The 16,633-nt window shown below is 46.2% G+C and carries 20 protein-coding genes and 1 other RNA gene; 7 read left to right on the forward strand and 14 right to left on the reverse strand.

Translation table 11 applies throughout. The annotated features are described in order from the left end of the window. Positions 1–98 precede the first annotated feature (98 nt). The 4 genes from M3212_RS15170 (at position 99) to M3212_RS15185 (ending at position 3,291) form a co-directional block, all read left to right on the forward strand. Entirely contained in the window at positions 99–791 is a 693-nt protein-coding gene (locus tag M3212_RS15170; RefSeq protein ID WP_251194817.1) for a Na-translocating system protein MpsC family protein, read from the forward strand. Positions 792–904: 113 nt separating this feature from the next. After that, the gene (locus M3212_RS15175; RefSeq protein ID WP_251194818.1) at positions 905–1,309 is read left to right on the forward strand and encodes a hypothetical protein; all 405 of its coding nucleotides are present in this window, start codon (positions 905–907) and stop codon (positions 1,307–1,309) included. Between the two features lie 166 nt (positions 1,310–1,475). Continuing rightward, positions 1,476–2,567 (forward strand): tyrosine-type recombinase/integrase, encoded by a 1,092-nt coding sequence (locus tag M3212_RS15180; protein WP_251194819.1) that lies wholly within the window; start codon positions 1,476–1,478, stop codon positions 2,565–2,567. Between the two features lie 19 nt (positions 2,568–2,586). Continuing rightward, on the forward strand, positions 2,587–3,291 hold the full coding sequence (locus tag M3212_RS15185; RefSeq protein ID WP_251194820.1) for a YwaF family protein: 705 nt from the start codon (positions 2,587–2,589) through the stop codon (positions 3,289–3,291). Between the two features lie 54 nt (positions 3,292–3,345). Here M3212_RS15185 and M3212_RS15190 read toward each other — a convergent pair whose 3' ends face one another. Then, a complete protein-coding gene (locus M3212_RS15190) occupies positions 3,346–4,866 on the reverse strand; it encodes a carboxypeptidase M32 (RefSeq protein ID WP_251194821.1) in 1,521 nt (506 codons plus the stop codon). Positions 4,867–4,990: 124 nt separating this feature from the next. Between M3212_RS15190 and M3212_RS15195 the strand changes: the two genes are divergently transcribed. Then, positions 4,991–5,293, forward strand: a complete 303-nt coding sequence (locus M3212_RS15195; protein ID WP_251194822.1) for an iron-sulfur cluster biosynthesis family protein — start codon at positions 4,991–4,993, stop codon at positions 5,291–5,293. An 83-nt stretch (positions 5,294–5,376) separates the two neighbouring features. Here the strand turns inward: M3212_RS15195 and M3212_RS15200 are convergent, their stop codons facing one another. Continuing rightward, on the reverse strand, positions 5,377–6,267 hold the full coding sequence (locus M3212_RS15200; RefSeq protein WP_251194823.1) for a LysR family transcriptional regulator: 891 nt from the start codon (positions 6,265–6,267) through the stop codon (positions 5,377–5,379). A 111-nt stretch (positions 6,268–6,378) separates the two neighbouring features. On the opposite strand from M3212_RS15200, the gene M3212_RS15205 reads away from it, so the two are divergent. Next, positions 6,379–6,945 carry an NAD(P)H-dependent oxidoreductase gene (locus tag M3212_RS15205; RefSeq protein ID WP_251194824.1) on the forward strand — a complete coding sequence of 189 codons (567 nt, stop codon included), beginning with the start codon at positions 6,379–6,381 and terminating at the stop codon, positions 6,943–6,945. Positions 6,946–7,059: 114 nt separating this feature from the next. Here the strand turns inward: M3212_RS15205 and M3212_RS15210 are convergent, their stop codons facing one another. From M3212_RS15210 to M3212_RS22420, 7 genes are all read right to left on the reverse strand, one after another. Further along, entirely contained in the window at positions 7,060–7,332 is a 273-nt protein-coding gene (locus tag M3212_RS15210) for a DUF2564 family protein (RefSeq protein WP_251194825.1), read from the reverse strand. 357 nt (positions 7,333–7,689) lie between these two features. Beyond that, on the reverse strand, positions 7,690–8,496 hold the full coding sequence (locus M3212_RS15215) for a DUF817 domain-containing protein (RefSeq protein ID WP_251194826.1): 807 nt from the start codon (positions 8,494–8,496) through the stop codon (positions 7,690–7,692). 45 nt (positions 8,497–8,541) lie between these two features. After that, positions 8,542–8,763 carry a helix-turn-helix domain-containing protein gene (locus M3212_RS15220; RefSeq protein WP_251194827.1) on the reverse strand — a complete coding sequence of 74 codons (222 nt, stop codon included), beginning with the start codon at positions 8,761–8,763 and terminating at the stop codon, positions 8,542–8,544. A 10-nt stretch (positions 8,764–8,773) separates the two neighbouring features. Then, entirely contained in the window at positions 8,774–9,256 is a 483-nt protein-coding gene (locus M3212_RS15225) for a DUF2975 domain-containing protein (RefSeq protein ID WP_251194828.1), read from the reverse strand. Between the two features lie 179 nt (positions 9,257–9,435). After that, complete coding sequence (locus M3212_RS15230) at positions 9,436–10,437, reverse strand: anti sigma factor C-terminal domain-containing protein (RefSeq protein WP_251194829.1); 1,002 nt, start codon at positions 10,435–10,437, stop codon at positions 9,436–9,438. Then, on the reverse strand, positions 10,434–10,934 hold the full coding sequence (locus tag M3212_RS15235; protein WP_251194830.1) for an RNA polymerase sigma factor: 501 nt from the start codon (positions 10,932–10,934) through the stop codon (positions 10,434–10,436). The genes M3212_RS15230 and M3212_RS15235 overlap by 4 nt, the downstream gene beginning before the upstream one ends. Positions 10,935–11,093: 159 nt before the next feature. Then, positions 11,094–11,285: a TetR-like C-terminal domain-containing protein gene (locus M3212_RS22420; protein ID WP_434084054.1), complete on the reverse strand. Its 192-nt coding sequence runs from the start codon at positions 11,283–11,285 to the stop codon at positions 11,094–11,096. On the opposite strand from M3212_RS22420, the gene M3212_RS22140 reads away from it, so the two are divergent. After that, complete coding sequence (locus M3212_RS22140) at positions 11,257–11,388, forward strand: hypothetical protein (protein WP_285874467.1); 132 nt, start codon at positions 11,257–11,259, stop codon at positions 11,386–11,388. The genes M3212_RS22420 and M3212_RS22140 overlap by 29 nt on opposite strands. Positions 11,389–11,441: 53 nt before the next feature. Here M3212_RS22140 and M3212_RS15240 read toward each other — a convergent pair whose 3' ends face one another. From M3212_RS15240 to rnpB, 5 genes are all read right to left on the reverse strand, one after another. Further along, the gene (locus M3212_RS15240) at positions 11,442–12,590 is read right to left on the reverse strand and encodes a THUMP domain-containing class I SAM-dependent RNA methyltransferase (protein ID WP_251194831.1); all 1,149 of its coding nucleotides are present in this window, start codon (positions 12,588–12,590) and stop codon (positions 11,442–11,444) included. A 184-nt stretch (positions 12,591–12,774) separates the two neighbouring features. After that, the gene (locus tag M3212_RS15245; protein ID WP_251194832.1) at positions 12,775–13,569 is read right to left on the reverse strand and encodes an ABC transporter ATP-binding protein; all 795 of its coding nucleotides are present in this window, start codon (positions 13,567–13,569) and stop codon (positions 12,775–12,777) included. Next, positions 13,553–14,545 (reverse strand): ABC transporter permease, encoded by a 993-nt coding sequence (locus M3212_RS15250; protein WP_251194833.1) that lies wholly within the window; start codon positions 14,543–14,545, stop codon positions 13,553–13,555. Before M3212_RS15250 ends, M3212_RS15245 begins: the two co-directional genes overlap by 17 nt. A 296-nt stretch (positions 14,546–14,841) precedes the next feature. Further along, entirely contained in the window at positions 14,842–15,879 is a 1,038-nt protein-coding gene (locus tag M3212_RS15255) for an ABC transporter substrate-binding protein (protein WP_251194834.1), read from the reverse strand. A gap of 338 nt (positions 15,880–16,217) precedes the next feature. Then, positions 16,218–16,607: RNase P RNA component class B (gene rnpB / locus M3212_RS15260), an RNA gene on the reverse strand. Positions 16,608–16,633: the final 26 nt, after the last annotated feature.

Here is a 16,633-nt window from a genome sequence, read left to right on the forward strand (position 1 = left end):
ACGGAATAATATGGGATTATACCACTAAATACGCTATAATAGAGAACAAGAAAAGGAATGGGGATAAAAAAAGCCACATTCTAAAAGGGAATGATCACTTGGAGACCAAGAAAAAACAGGTTGAAGTCGCAAGCAGAATCGGGAAGCTGCTACGCGATCATTTTGGGAAAGGACCGGAAGGCGTTTATGTCAGTATTTCTGAACCGTTTGTGACGATTTTTCTCCGGCGCTTCATCGCCCCGATGGAACAAGTCCTGCTTGAACAAAACGACCTTCTGACCATTCAGCATACACGAGATAAAGTGATGAATCGTCTCCTTCCCGAGATCACTGCGATTATTAGAGAAAGCACGGGAGTCATCGTTGATGAGCTTTATTATGACTGGACGCTGGAGCAATACTCCGGGCTGCTCTGCGGGATTTCACATCAAGCTGCGGACAGGAGCGTTTATACATATCCGAATAGCGAGCTCGTCAATGAAGAAGTAGGACATATTACGAAAAAAGCGGAAAAGCTCCCTGATAAGGTGGCTTCTTACTTACTTAATCCGCGGACGCTTATCATCATCCGTCACGGCATTCTCGTCGAGATCGAGAAGGAGCTGATCCAGTTAGGGTTTGAAGAGCAGCTCACCTTGGCAAAACGTAGGCTCGAAAAAGCGTTGCTGATGAAAAGCAAACAGCAGTTTGAGATTTATCTGGAGGCCCGGGTGGAAGACATCTTTGTGAACTGGGATTTTCACTCCGATAAAAGCATTATCGTCTTTATTTTAACTCCTAATCAGCTATAATATGGCGGCAATGAGCTAGAAACAATGCTAGACATAAGCCAAAAAGAGGGTACTGAGCGACCTTCTTTTTGGCTTTTTTATTTTTTGATTGGCGCACTAATGGAGGTTATACGATGACTACAACATTCACCCTTACACTTTCGACAAAAGCCGATATTGTCGAAGCACGACACCAAACAAAACAGGCTGCCGAAAAAATCGGCTTTCCTCCAATCGATCGGACAAAAGTCACAACGGCCGTTTCCGAGCTCGCACGAACCGTGGTCCATCAAGCTGTAGGCGCAACGATGACCGTGGAACTGCTTGAGGAGCTTGAAAAAACAGGATTGATGATCACAGTAACAATCGCTGAATTTGACTTTCCTTCCACCGGTCATGTCACCGAGAAAATCGGAGCACTCTCCACCGACCTCGACCGTGAGCTGCACCATGTTAAACGGCTAATGAATCTATATAGCATCACCTCTGAGCCCGGGAACCGCCTTGTCATTAAAACCGGCAAATGGGCTTTGAAATAAGTAAACTATGTCTGAGCTTGGGACAAAAAGGTTCTCAAGCTCGGAGCAATGTGCGAAGTCTGCAAAAAGGAGTTGCTGCCCTATTTTTTTTACAAAATAATGTTCCATGAAATATCAATTTCACAGAACGTTATTTTTGCGTTAAACTGGTAAAGAGGTGAATAAGATGTCGCTATTTGCAAAACTAAATCGCATGCCACAAACCGAGCAACACGAACAGCATTCCGCGAAGCAACAGCTTCTCTCCACATTTAAAAAAGCCGGCGAGCTGCCCAGCTTTGTCCAGGAATACTTGCTGAGTCGGCTGGCGCTGGGCTATTCTCCGGCGACGATTCAGCGCTATATTTATGATTTCTGCTTTTTCTTTTCCTATGTGAAACAAGTAACCGATTCGGGTGAGGCTGATATGTCCTCCCTCGCTCTTGACGATTTCCTCCAGCTGCAAAAGGACGGAATTGAGCATTATTTATCATACCTCGCCCTCGAAGTTGAAAATGAAGCGCGGACGATTAACCGCAAGCTGTCGGTCCTGCAATCGCTGTTTGATTATCTGATAAAAAAAGGAAAGACGACAACGAATCCCGTATTGGCGGTGAAACGACCAAAAATCGGCAAAAAGGAGCCGGTTTATTTGACGAGGGAGGAAATGCGCCAGTTTTTTAAGCAGCTCGATGCTGATTTGCCAGCGGGCGCCAGTGAACGGCAAAAACGCTACCATCAGTACTTGAAGGAGCGTGATTTCCTCGTGATTCATCTGCTTGTCTTTACCGGCTTGCGAATTTCCGAGCTTGCGTCACTAAGGCTGAAACAGGTACAATTTGAGCGAAGCGCAATTCTCGTTCACGGCAAAGGAAACAAAGAGCGCACCGTCCCCCTATCTGCGGAAACGATCAACCTGATAAAGCGCTACCTGGAATCCCTGCCGGAAAAAAGCCGCCCCGTTCACGGTGAGGACCCTCTGCTAGTCGGCTATGATTTTAAAACAGGCACGTATCTGCCTAGCGTAACGGTCAGCGCGCTGCAGAAGATGCTTCAGCGCCAGCTGAAAAAAGCGGCCCGCTCGATTCCTTCCTTGCAGACAAAACCGATTTCCGCTCATAAGCTGCGTCATACATTCGCGACAGCACTGATTGAGCAAGGGGTTGACGTGCTGACGGTGCAAAGCCTGCTCGGTCATGAGACGGTCGCGACAACGCAAGTATATGCTCATGTTCAAAACAAGGCCCGCGAGCAAGCGATTGAGCAGCTTTCGTTTTGACTTTTGAGGAGGAGTTTGCATGAATGATATTTTTGCTTATGACAGCAGCTATTATGAACCGGCGCTGTTTCTGTCGCCGGCCCATCTTGGGATTCTATTATTTTTCGTCTTGTTTCTGATCCTTTATTACCGCTGGCGCGCCACGCCCTTCGTGCAGCGCTACGGACGCTGGATCATCCTGGCGATATTGCTCGTATCCGAGCTGAGCCTGCTTCTCTGGACGTTACTCGCAACGACGTGGGATGTCCGGTACCATCTTCCCTTTCAGCTTTGTACGATCAGTTTGTATGTGTGTATACTGATGCTTTTTCAGAGAAGCCGGAGCCTGTTCGAAATCGTTTATTTCTTCGGTCTCGCCGGCGCTCTTCAGGCGATTCTTACGCCTGATTTATTTTATACGTTTCCCCATTATCGCTTTCTGCACTTTTTTATCGCCCATTTTGCGATCATTACGGCGATTTTGCATATGGTATGGGTTGAACGGTTCACCATCAAAGCGGTGGCGATCCTCAAGTCCTTTCTTGTTTTAAACGGCTTTGCGCTGATCGCCTTTCTCGTCAACCTCTGGACAGGCGCCAATTATATGTTTCTCGCCAGAAAACCGGTCAATGGCAGCATCCTAGATTTTCTCGCCCCTTACCCGTGGTACATTCTTCAGCTTGAGGTCATTGCCCTGCTTATGTTTGGTCTGCTTTATTTGCCTTTTCTCAAAAAAAGAGGCTGACTTCAATGAAGTCAGCCTTGGAAGCCGCAGGACGGCTTCGCATTTCTTTCTCTGTTATGACAGCTGGTAGAGCTGGCTGTATTTTTCGGTTAAATAATTGATCAGCGGCTTCGCATCAATTCCTCCGCCGGTAATGGAGCGGATCAGCTCGGCCGGCTGCTTGAGCTTTCCGTACTGGTGAACATTCGTCTTCAGCCAGTCGTGAATCGGTGTAAAGTCGCCTGAGCTGACGAGCTGATCAAATTGCGGCAGCTCCCCTGCAATCGCTTCTTTTAATTGTGCGGCATAAATATAGCCAAGCGCGTAGGACGGAAAATAGCCGAATGCCCCAAATGACCAATGAACATCCTGCAGCACTCCTTCTCCGTCGTTTTCCGGTCGAATCCCTAAATATTGCTCCATTTTCTCATTCCACGCCGCCGGCAAATCCTTTACGTCAAGCGTGCCTTCAATCAACGCTTTTTCAAGCTCATAGCGGATGATGATGTGAAGGCAGTACGTTAATTCATCGCTTTCAATCCGGATGAGTGACGGCTTCGCTTCATTGACAGCGAAATAAAAATCCTCAAGCGAAACAGAAGCAAATTGCTCGCTGCTGTATTGCTGCAGAAGTTCATAGTGCCGTTCCCAAAAGCCAACGTGCTGGCCGACAAATTTTTCCCAGAATAGCGACTGCGATTCATGGATGCCCATTGACGTGCCATCACACAATGGCGTTCCGATTAACTCCTGCGAAATGTTTTGCTCATACAGCGCATGACCGCACTCATGAATCGTGCCAAACAAGGCGACGCGGAAATCGTTCTCATTGTATTTTGTCGTAATTCGAACGTCATTTGGATTGATGCCGATCGCAAACGGATGCACCGTTTCATCAAGGCGGCCGGCCGAAAAATCATAGCCGATCTTCTCCAATATCGCCAAGCTTAGTTCCTTTTGCTTTTCCTTTGGAAATGATTGAAAGAGAAAATCCGTCTGCGGCTGATGCGCTGATTCCGTTACCCGTTTAACGAGCGGAATTAAGGCGTCACGAAGCTCGGCAAATACTTGATCGAGCGTCGCTACAAACACACCAGGCTCATAATCATCAAGCAGCGTATTATACGGATGCTCTTCATACCCCCAATAGCCGATGAATTTCTTTTTAAAGGCGACCAGTTTCTCCAGATTCGGCTGAAACATCGCAAAATCCGCTTTTTCCTTCGCTTCTTCCCAAAGCGTCTCTGTTTGCGACTGGAGCAGGACATATTCCTTGAATTCCTCTTTTGGTATTTTTACATTTCGCTCAAATTCCTTATGACACTCATCGACCGTTTTCCGGGTCACCTCTGAAAGAGTGGCATACAGCGCTTCTTCCCGTAATTGACCGAGGTACTCCGCCATTTCCTCGGAAGTTGAAAGGGCAAACACCTCCGCGGATAACGTCGCGATCACTTCCGAGCGCTGCGCCATTCCTTTCTTTGGCGCGCCGGTTCGTGAATCCCAGGCGAGCAAAGCCAATGCTTGCTTGTAATCTTCTATTTTTTTCACGAACTGACGAAAATCCGTCTCAAGCTGAGCGTTATGTTCCGGCATCTTATGTCCCACCTTTTCCAATTGTTTCTTCTGCCATCATAACGAGATCACCGGAAATAATCAATCTCTTTCTCGCCCTTGGCGCAATATGCTATGCTAAGAAGAACATAAGGAGGAGAATGTGATGAAGCTTACGATTACCGATTCGGCAGCTGCCTTATATATAAGAGAAATTCCGCTCCACCCGGGAGATACGCTCCGCCTGTACGTCCGGGTTGGCGGCGTCGGCTCCGGCGGGTTTTCTGTCGGCGTGATGAAGGAAAGACCGCAGCCAACATCCTATTTAGTGGAGAAAGAGGATGTGACCTTTTTTGTGAACGAAGATGATTTCTGGTATTTAGACGGAATGGTGATTGATTATGAGGAGGATTCCGGCTACCTTGATTTCAGTCATCCAACGTATAAAGAAATTCATCATCCGGAATGAACGAGAAAGCCGGGGAATGATGAAAAGGATGGCAGGCACGAAGCCCGGGCAAAAGGTGAGGATCAACCTCTCATCCCGGGCTCTTAGAACTGCTGTAACACCTTCCGTGCCATTGCCATAAACTCCGCCAGTTGCGGGGGGATCGATTTATCTTTATGAATCACCATTTGAGTCGTTAAGACCGGTAATTCCAGATTAAGCGGAACTTCCTTTAGCGTCCCTTCTCTCAATTCCGCTTCCACGACCATTTCCGGCAAAACCGCTACCCCCAAATTCGCCATTACACATTTCTTAATCGCTTCCAAGCTAACAAATTCCAGCGTATTAGTTGGGGTTACATTCAAGGAATAAAGTAGGTTTTCAAAAATAGTCCGATATGAACAGCCCTTTTCCGTATATAAAATCGTTTCCTCGATCAAGTCTTCTGCCAGAACCGTTTCCTGTTCTACAAAGCGATGGACAGGCGAGCTGATGAGCAGCAGCCTTTCTTGAAGCAATGACTCTGCAGCAAGATAAGGATTTGCTTTCGCTTGATCCATAATAAATGCAAGATCAATTTCCCCATCAAGTAAATGTTTCGTTGCCAGTTCGTCTGAATGGGCAGCCTTAAATATTAAATGAACAGCGGGATACTTCGCTTTAAAGCTTTTTAATAAGGCAGGCAACCGGTATGTACATTGGCTTTCCTGCGCCCCTATCGTTAGCGTTCCGCGACTTTGCGTCGTGTGCACCATGCTTCTTGCTTCATCTTCCAGACGGACCATTTTGGCAGCGTATTGTTTTAATTGATGACCAGCCTCTGTCAGCACAACTTTTTTTCCAAGCCGTTCAAATAGAGGAAGGTTGAGCTCCTGTTCAAGACTTTTTATTTGTGCGGTAACGCTTGATTGAGCATATTGAAGTTTCTCAGCGGTTTTCGTGAAATTCAATGTATCGCACGCCACTAAAAATGTTTTGAGATTTTTCAGATCCATTCTTCGCTCCTTCGATCAATAAAACCGATCATTTCAATCGTTATTATCAGCTGTAACGATCGTTCTCCTTAGTGTACCCTGTACATAACATACATTCAACAGGAGGAAAAAATGAAGCATCTCTTACTGATTAGCGGCCATGACCGCTTTGCGCGAGCGACTGGAACATTAAATCGTTCCCTGGTGACATCTATCATGGAAATTTGTCAGCAGCAATTTGAGATCAAGCTGACGGAAGTCGTAGATGGTTACAATCAACATGAAGAAGTGGAGAAATTTAAATGGGCGGATGTTGTCATCATTCAAGCTCCGATTTACTGGTTCAGCTTCCCCGGCATCCTAAAAAAATATATCGATGATGTTTTTATCCCCGAACTCTTTTTCGGGAAGGCTGAGCAGTTTGGCCGCGGTGGAAAGATGACAGACAAAAAATATATGCTTTCACTTACGTGGGGCGCAGGAAGGAGCGCCTTCCAAGGCAAGGAGACGGACTTTTTAGAAGGGTTAACGGAAGATCAGGTTTTATTCTCCGTGCATAAAGCCTTTGAATATTGCGGGTTTACAATGCTTCCCACCTTTTCTGTTCATTCAGCCATGCAGCTTCAATCGCTCGAACAACCGATAAAAAGACTGCATGAGCACCTGTTACACTATGTAGTACATTCAGAGATTACGTAAGCTCTTTTTACGTGAAAGGGGCCGGGAAAAAGGGTCTTGTATTTTCTCCCTTTTCCCGGCCCTTGGTCAAAGCTTTTTCTCAAGCTCTTCCAATTCGGCAGCCAATCACAATGGCTACTCTTTATCTTTTGCTTCCTTTAATTGATGATCGGCTTTGGCCAATAATTCCTCTGACATCTCAAAAAAGTGCTGATCGAAACCAGCCTCAAACGCAGTCGCCTTTTTCAGCTGGTTTCGCGCATCCTGGAGCGCGTTCGTCGCTGCTTCCAGCTGCTCCTCATCCATGCTTCTTGTTGCCTGGCCCACCATATGCTCGGCCGATTGAATCGCAAGCTCAATCTGTTTCAGCTCGTCATATTCATTCTGGCCTATGTCCCGCTGCTTCATTGGATCTCCCTCCTTTTCTTATTCCCTTCCTTGCTAAGTGTTTCCAAGCTGAATAAAAACATGCATAGTTAACATAATATAATTATAGTACATATATAAAAACCCGGACCCTTCACCGTAGTCTTATGACCTACCGATTTCCCCCACTTAAGTACCATTATGCACAATTGCAGGTAAAAGTCACTAGAAAAAGCAAAAGAAAAGGAAAAGGCTGGGCAAAAGGTAAAAAAACAACCTTTTGTTCCAGCCTCTCGAAGCAGTGTACAAGTCTTCGCCTGCTTTTAATAGCCCCTAATGAAGCGAGATTCTTCGGTAGGGAATTTGCGCATCTCGCTTTAGATCGCCTGTTCAGCAGTTCTAGTGAATCTTTTGCTTCACCTGCTTTAGTGTCGCAACAATCAAAAAGCTGACAATCACTAACAAAAGCCACGAGCTGACCTTTCCGAGATGAACGAGGCTCCAAGCCTCGGTTTGGTTCGGATACTCCCATGCCCCGAAATAGGTCGCGATATTTTCGGCGATCCAGATGAAAAATCCGATCAGGACGAAGGAAAGAGCGATCGGCATCCGATAACCTGTTCCGTTAACTTCATATTTTACCCATGACCGCCAAAAAACGATGATCACCAGGGCTGATAGCCACCAGCGAATGTCAATCCAATAATGATGAGTGAAAAAATTTAAATAGATCGCAGCGGCAAGTGGGACTACAAGGATTAATGGCGGCCAGTTTACGAGATCGACATGTAATCGGCGCCACGCCTGGCAGAGATAGCTCGCGACACTGGCGTACATGAATCCACTGTACAACGGTACGTCAAACACTTTGGCATAGCCCTCCTCTGGATAAGACCAGGAACCCATATGGACCTTGAAGATTTCCAACGCGAGACCGATAAGGTGAAACAAGGTGATCACCTTAAGTTCGTCCCGGGTTTCAAGCCCTGAACGTACCATCCACCACTGCATCAGCAAGCAAATGAGCAGCAGCCAGTCATAGCGCGGCAGCCAAGGCAGTGAAATGACTTGTGTTATTGCGAGATAAGCAAAAATCACAACAGGAAACAAACAGGATAACGCCTGCTCCCAGCCAAAACGAACGAGCTGTTTTCCCGCTCTAACGAGTTGCGGCTCGACATATTCTTTTTCACGGATGACTTGCATGAATAGTTCCCCTTTTCAGCAGCTTTTTCGTAATGATCGTAGCCATTACTCTTCTTCGTCTTCATCGCTCCGGTATTCCAAAATGTCCCCCGGCTGGCAGTCCAAAGCCTTGCAAATGGCCTCTAATGTTGATAAGCGAATCGCTTTCGCCTTGCCATTTTTTAAAATAGAAAGATTCGCCATCGTGATTCCGACCTTTTCCGAAAGCTCGGTCACGCTCATTTTCCTCTTTGCCAGCATGACATCAATATTAATAATAATCGCCATTTTCTTCACCTCAGACCGTTAAATCATTTTCTGATTTTATCTGCACAGCTTCCTGCAAAAGCCTCTGCAGGACAGCAGCAAAGACGGCAATTACCGCTGAGGCGAAAATAATGACCAGCCCAATGACGATTATCCCGGGTGCATCATCCGCTTCGGCGATAAGATAAAAGAGCGGCATGCCTGCCAGATAAAAAACGCTAAGTATCACTGCACAATACTTGATTTTCTTTAATGCTGTTACCGATAATTCCGAAAATGCTTCATTCCTGTCAATATAGCTTAGCAATTTGATCGCTTGATAAAGTGCTCCGTAAAACGGAATGGCTGTCATATAGAAAAAGATAAAAACGAAATAGTTTACATACGCTATTGTCGGAAGCAGCTGCGCGGCAAACTTTGCAATCTCAGGCACGAGAAAAATGCACAAAGCAAGCACCGGAATGCCGATCAGAATAACAGCGATCCTTAAAAAGAGCGTGGTTCCTTGTTTCATCAAAAAGCACCTCACTTCATAATTTCAATAAAACTATATCACTCAATTTATCGTTTTACAATAAATAAATATTGATTTGTATAATATTATTGTTGTTATTTTTCCACAGTTTGTCCGCCTTTCATTAATCCGCAAGAAAAAAACACCCTCACAATCGGAAGGTGTATTTTCCTCGACATTTACTTGTTTACCTGCATTCGCTCGGTGATCACACCGAATGTCGACGCCTGAATATATGGCTGATCCTGTAAGGCCGCGAGCTGATCCGGCGTCCCCGTCACGACCGCGCCGATAATCGAGATTTCCTCCTCTTCGATCTGATCATTATCGCCGGCTATCGCCTCATAGATTTGCTCGATTTCCCAGCTAAATGAGAAACGTTTCTTTTGACGAAGCTGCTCCAGATGTGAGATGAAGTTTGTTACCCCCCTGGATCCTTCAGGTTGATATCTGTCCGAATAAAATCCATTAATGAACCAAGAAGAGGCAACTACCGTATCTTGTACCTCTTTCATAAAGTTTATCCTTTCTTCTGTATAAGCATCGACCCACCACCATGCGACTTGTACCCCTGCCGGCATCATTGCTTCAATCTCCTCAAGCTGATAGCCTTGATCAAATGACAGACCGAGCTCAAGCAAGGCATTCTCATTCAACGCTACCATTTCACCGAGACTGTCTCGGTAGGTATCATAGTCGATTTCTGGATGATAAAACAGCATCTCCTGGTCACCGGTATGTAGATTAAAACGTTCAAATTGATTTGCCTCGATTAGGGATTCTGATCCTTTTAATTGAATCGAGTTGTACACGCTAAAATCCAATAAATAATTACCAAATAGATTGTATGTTCCTTCAATTGGCTGCCAGATATAAGGCTGATCACCGAGAATTTTATAGGTTGTAAGCTTAAAGTTACCTTTGAACCAATTCGGATCATAATGCAGATGACTAATATGAACATTTGGTGCTGTTATGAGATTCCACAAACGTACTTCTTCCAGCACCTCGTCTCCCCGTTTGTGAGAGAGTTTTTCAATGCCAAACCAGAGAGTAAGCAGAATGATTGGCGTTACAACCATAACAATCACGACGGTTTTCAAAGTTGACCAGAATCTCGCTTTTCGGAAGAGCTTCTTTGACTCTTTTTCATCAAACAAAAAATGCTCCTTTTCACTCATAGATAGAATTCCTCCTTTACTTGCTTTAACATCTTTTCCCGGGCGCGCTTCATATGCGTTTTCAGCGTATTTTGATTCATATTGAATAAGGCTGAAAGATCGTTGTATGTAAGCTCCAACTCATATTTCAAAATCAAAAGCTCCTGATGCAATGGGGAAAGGGTTTCAAGCGCTTCTCGGATTGATTGTCGTTGTTCCTTCTGCAGATAGCTCATTTCCGGCATATGCGTTAATGACAGCAGTGAATCTGCATCTACGTCCGTTGTTTGATAGCGTTTTTCTTTGCGCTTTAAATCGTAAAATTGATTCGTGGCGACCCGATAAAGCCAGCTCGTCACATGATCGGCGCCAATCCCGTTTTGATGGAGCAAAAACTTATAACACGTATCCTGGACAATATCTTCCGCATCTTCATGTGTCAGCCCGCGTTTTCGCAAATACCGGTACAGCAGTGTGCCGACCTGCTGCAAAAATTCATTCATCGTCTTGTTTGCCATGCTGTCCTCCCTTCTTCTTTTATAACGCGGCAGGTCAGAAATCGTTTACACCTTTCGAAAAATATTTTGTATGTATAACAGGAAAAGGTTGTGCCAAAAAGATTCCTCCTTTCGGCACAACCTCAATGCCATGTAAGCTGCTTACGTGTTAAAAGCGATTCATAATGTAGATTTCGGTAAATACACTCCATTTTTCTCATAGAGCTTTTCGAGTTCTTTTGCCATATATTCAGGCGAGTATGGCAGGTCTTGCTCGATCCACCACTCGATCATTCCAACGAAGGCAGAAGCCATAAATGCGGCATGTAACTCGCTGTTAGGAATGGCTGATGTACTTCGTAATATAAGCATTTCTCCTGATCGGATTGCCAATGCGATTGCTTACGCAATGAACGAGCCAGCCGATACGTCTGTGAATGAAATGATTATTCGGCCAACTGTTCAGGCTATGTAACAAAAATAGGATGAGGGTGCTGTTTGGCCCCTCATCCTATCAGCTTGACTTTATTAGCTTTCATCCCCACGCGGCGGTCGCGGTCCGAAAAATTGATAATAGTCAGTTTTTAAATTACCGTTGTAGAGCTTTCGTTTTTTCGATGCTTTTTTGCCGTACAGCTCCTCGAAGCCTTCATGGGACGTCAGCATATAAATCGACCATGTCGGCAAGTGTGTTTGAAACACGTCTCCCATATCACGATACAGCTGCTCAACTTCCGCTCTTTCCCCAAGACGTTCGCCGTACGGCGGGTTGCCGATTAAAATGCCGAACTCGCCCCGGTGTCTGAAATCTTTGACTTGCATTTGCTTAAAGGTGAGTAAATCAGCAAAGCCAGCTTCCTGGGCGTTATTTTGCGCAAGCTCCACGCTGCGGTGGTCAATATCGCTGCCAAGAATGTCAAGCGGCTGATCATAATTCGCCAGATCCTCGACTTCCTGTCTTGCTTCATTCCAGCGATTTTCCCCGATCCAATGCCAGCTCTCCGAGACAAATTCCCGATTAAAGCCGGGAGCAATGTTTTGCCCGATCATCGCCGCTTCGATCGGCAGCGTACCCGAACCGCAGAAAGGATCAGCAAACGGGCGCTCAGGCTTCCACGGTGTCAGCATAATCATCGCTGCTGCGAGCGTCTCCTTTAACGGAGCCTGATTGTGAAAATAACGGTAGCCGCGTTTGTGTAGCCCTTCTCCGCTCGTGTCAATCGTTAATGTCGCGATATCCTTATGGAGTGCGACTTCAATCCGGTAAAAAGGGCCATCTTCATCAAACCAGCCTCGTTTGTAGCGTTTTTTCAAGCTTTCGACAACCGCCTTTTTGACAATTGCCTGGCAGTCGGAGACGCTGAACAGCTTCGACTTTACCGAGCGACCGATAACCGGAAATTCAGCGTGTACAGGGATAAAATCGGCCCAAGGCAGCGCCTTTGTCTTTTCAAATAATTCATCGAAGGTCAGGGCTTTAAATTCTCCAATCTTCACTTTGACGCGATCTGCCGTCCGCAGCCACAGGTTGGCGCGCGGAATCGCGGAAACATCCGCGGTGAAGGTCACCTTTCCATTGTCGACCTGGACATCTTCATAGCCCAATGCTTTTACCTCACGGGCAACCAGAGCTTCAAGCCCCATCGTCGCCGTGGCGATTAACGTTACTTTTTCCATTATGTATAAACTCCTTACGTACTGGCATCATCCTCTTATTATACAGGAAACAGCACGGGGTACAACCGGTAGGGAAACCTGTTGCTCATGTGACGCTTTGCCGCACAAAAGTGCCCGGATAAAAAGGGGATTCCCCTTTTGCTCCGGGCCATCGTTTTCGACTTACATTCGTTTTTTCCGTTGCTTATGCCAAAACAGCGCGGTCGCTGTCCATTTGCTTGCCGCGGATTCGCTGGAATTCCTTAAGCAGCTTTTCAATCGTTAATGTTTCCTTCGTTTCACTGTCGACATTCAGAATAATTTGCCCTTTATCCATCATAATCAGACGATTCCCGAGATCGAGCGCCTGCTGCATATTATGTGTAACCATCAGCGTCGTCAGCTGATACTTTTTCACAATGTCGCGTGTCAGGTTCGTAATCAGCTCGGCTCTTGACGGGTCAAGCGCGGCTGTATGCTCATCGAGGAGTAGAATTTTCGGTTCAGTGAATGTCGCCATTAACAACGATAAAGCCTGACGCTCTCCCCCTGAAAGCAGTCCGACCTTGGCCGAGAGTCTGTTTTCCAAGCCGAGATTCAATGTTTCCAAATATTCGCGGAAGAGGTCCTTCCGTTTTTTATTCACGCCTATTTTCAGCGTGCGCTTCTTGTTTCGTGAATAGGCAATCGCCAGGTTTTCTTCAATCGTCATTGTCGGTGCCGTACCGGCCATTGGATCCTGAAAAACCCGTCCGATCAATTGGGAACGTTTGTATTCAGGTAAATACGTGACCTCTTTGTCGGCGATCTTTACTTCTCCGATATCCGGGGTCAAGGAGCCTGAAATCACATTCATCAATGTCGATTTCCCCGCCCCGTTACTACCGATAATCGTCACGAAATCGCCTTTTTCAAGCGAGAGGTTGGTATTTTGCAATGCTTTTTTTTCATCAGGTGTACCTTCGTTAAAAGTTAAGGAAATATCATGCAGATGAAGCATGCTCGCCGCCTCCTTTGCGTGCCAGCTGTTTTTGCCGGCGTCTTTTCTTTTCTTTACGCGCCTCAATCAACTTCGGTGACACAAGTGCGGCAATTACGAGAATCGCAGTGATCAATCTCATATCGCCCGCTTCAAGGAAATCGACCCGTAACGCAAGAGTGACGACAATCCGGTAAATAATCGCTCCGCCGATCACGGCAAGCGTCGTGCGGAAAATCGTTTTCGTGCCGAACAGCGCTTCACCAATAATAACCGAAGCAAGACCGATGATGATCAGACCGATTCCCATCCCGGCATCGGCAAACCCGCCGAGCTGGGCGATAAACGCTCCGGCCAAGGCGACAAGACCGTTCGAAAGACCAAGTCCGATGATAATATAGGAATCCGTGTTCGCTGAGAAGCTGCGAATCATTTTCTGGTTGTCACCAGTCGCTCGCAAAGCAAGGCCGGCTTCTGTTTTCAGGAAATAGTCCGCGCCAAACTTAATGACAAGCGTCACGACGATCATGATCAGCAAAATCGCCCATGTCCGTGGTGCTTGCGCAAGCCCGAGCATTTGCGTAAAGCTGTTCAGCGCATTGTCGATCCCGAGCGCTTCCCAGATGCCGGCGATCTGACGAAAGACAGTCGGCTCGTTAATCAAGGAGACATTCGGCTGACCCATAATGCGCAGATTAATCGAATAGAGCGCAATCATCATCAAAATCCCGGCGAGAAGCGGGTTGATTTTCCCCTTTGTGTGTAACAAGCCTGTGAAGCAGCCTGCGATAAAGCCGGCGACCGCCGCCAACGCGGTTGCGACAAATGGATTGACTCCATTTACAATGGAAATCGCGGCTACAGCTGCCCCGGTAACAAAGCTGCCATCAACGGTTAAATCAGGGAAGTCCAGCACGCGAAAAGTTAAGTATACCCCTAGCGCCATAATGGCATAAATAATTCCAGATTCAACTGCGCTAAAAATAGATAAAAACATAGGAACCTCCCAATGTGCATGCAAATCTCTTATTTCTGCGGCTTGACCCTTTGCTGTTCAACCCGTGAAATAAGAGTTTCACATAATCAATACAAATATAGTTTACGTTATTCATCTTTAATGTCAATCATTCTATCCAGATGTAAGCGCTTCTTGACAAGGATTTCCTCAGACAGAAGTAAAAAGTGGGTCACCACACATAACATGCGGAACCTCGCTCTTCTTCACTCACTTCTGCTCCTTGAAAAAAACGGAAACCGACTTGCCGTACGACAGGTCGGTCTCGATCGTGATCCTTATTCTGCCTCATAAAACTCGGCGATGTCATCCCATTCCGGATTCCATTCAACACCCTGCTCTTCCGCAGCTTCTTTGTTGATGAGCAGCTGCATATTAGCAGGATACTCTACAGGAATTTCAGACGTTGCTTTTTCCCCTGTAAGAATTTCCACGGCCATTTCACCTGTGCGGTAACCAATTGAATGATAGTCAATTCCAAATGTCGCAAATCCGCCTCCGGCAAGTGAATCCGGCTCACCAACAACAAGTGGAATATCCTGTTCATTTGCAACGCCGACAACGGTTGCGAGCGCCGAAACAACAGTATTGTCCGTTACGACATAAAAGAGATCAACTTCACTGACAAGCGACGCAGCTGCTTGTTGGACCTCAGCTGAAGTCGCTACTGTTCTTGTTACAAGCGAAAGGCTCGTTCCCTCAGCAGCTGCCTGGACAGCTTCGATTTGCGCAACAGAGTTTGGCTCGCCGGCATTATAAATCAATCCGACCGTTGCATCGGCGAAATATTGATCAATAAAATCAACGGTATTTTGGATTGCGTCAGGATGAAGATCAAGCACCCCTGTAATATTCTCGCCAGGCTGATCCATCGCTTCAACAAGCCCTGCTCCGACCGCATCCGTTACAGAAGTAAAGAGGATTGGAATATCGTTTGTCGCTTGAAGCGCCCCTAATGCACTCGGTGTCGAGTTGGCAAAAATGAGATCTACCTGATCAGCCACAAAGTTATTCGCAATCGCGCTCGTATTATTTTGATCACCTTGCGCGCTTTGGAAATCATACGTCACATCAAGCCCGGCATCGGCAAGCGCTGCCTGAAAGCCCTCAAAAGCGGCATCCAGCGATGGATGTTCAACAATTTGTGTCGCGCCAATTGTAAATTGAAGCGCTTCATCTGTTTCGGCAGTCTCTCCACCGCCCTCTGTCTCCTCAGGTGCATCTGTTGGTGCCGGCTCTGTTTCACTAGAACCACAGGCAGTTAAACCTAGACCCAATACTGCAATACTCAACCAATGTTTCCATGTCTTCTTCATAATCAAACCCCTTTAGTAATTTTCAAATAGTTTGGTATTATCTTAAAACAATATTAATCCAATATTTATCGTATGTAAACAAAAAAATTCATTGCTTTAAAGCGCTTCGGGAGTGATGCGCCAATATGAAATGATTTTTCAGGAAAGATTTTTCAGCTCATTTCAGCAAAAAACTGTCCCCAAAACTTGGTCTTTTGGGGACAGTTTTTGAAACGTCAAAAGGTCAAAAAGCCTGCCCTGAATGTTTCATACAGGCAGGCAGCGTGAAGCAGTTCAAGAATGCTTGCACAATTCCTTACGTTGATGTGGTAAGTCGCTTTTGTTGCATCTCTTAAGCATTCGATAAGCCATGTTCTGTACCATTGTACTTCAAACGGTGATGAGCCTCGTACTCCGGTGGTAACCATCTATCTACAAAGAAATCTCTTTGTTCTTCCTGGCTGTTCATTTCCAGCCGGGAAAATGCCCCTACCATATTTTGGGTTTCTCGCTCGAGGGGTTTACCGCGTTCCACTCCACCTGTTTCCAGGCGGACTACGTCACTGTGGCACTTTCAAAGGTCTCACACCATATCACGAAGACGTAGGTGCTTCCCTTGCCGTTAGCCCAGTCGAAACCGGACTACCCTAGCTTATGAATTGGCTAGGCACGAACACTACGAGCATCTCAGCTCGTGCGAGCATGGACTTTCCTCTACATGCTAAAGCATGCAGCGGTTACCTGAATGCTTGAAGCTGTCATAAGCGACAAAGAT

The sequence above is a fragment of the Halalkalibacter oceani genome (assembly GCF_023715705.1).
Taxonomy (GTDB): Bacteria; Bacillota; Bacilli; order Bacillales; family Bacillaceae_D; genus Halalkalibacter; species Halalkalibacter oceani_A.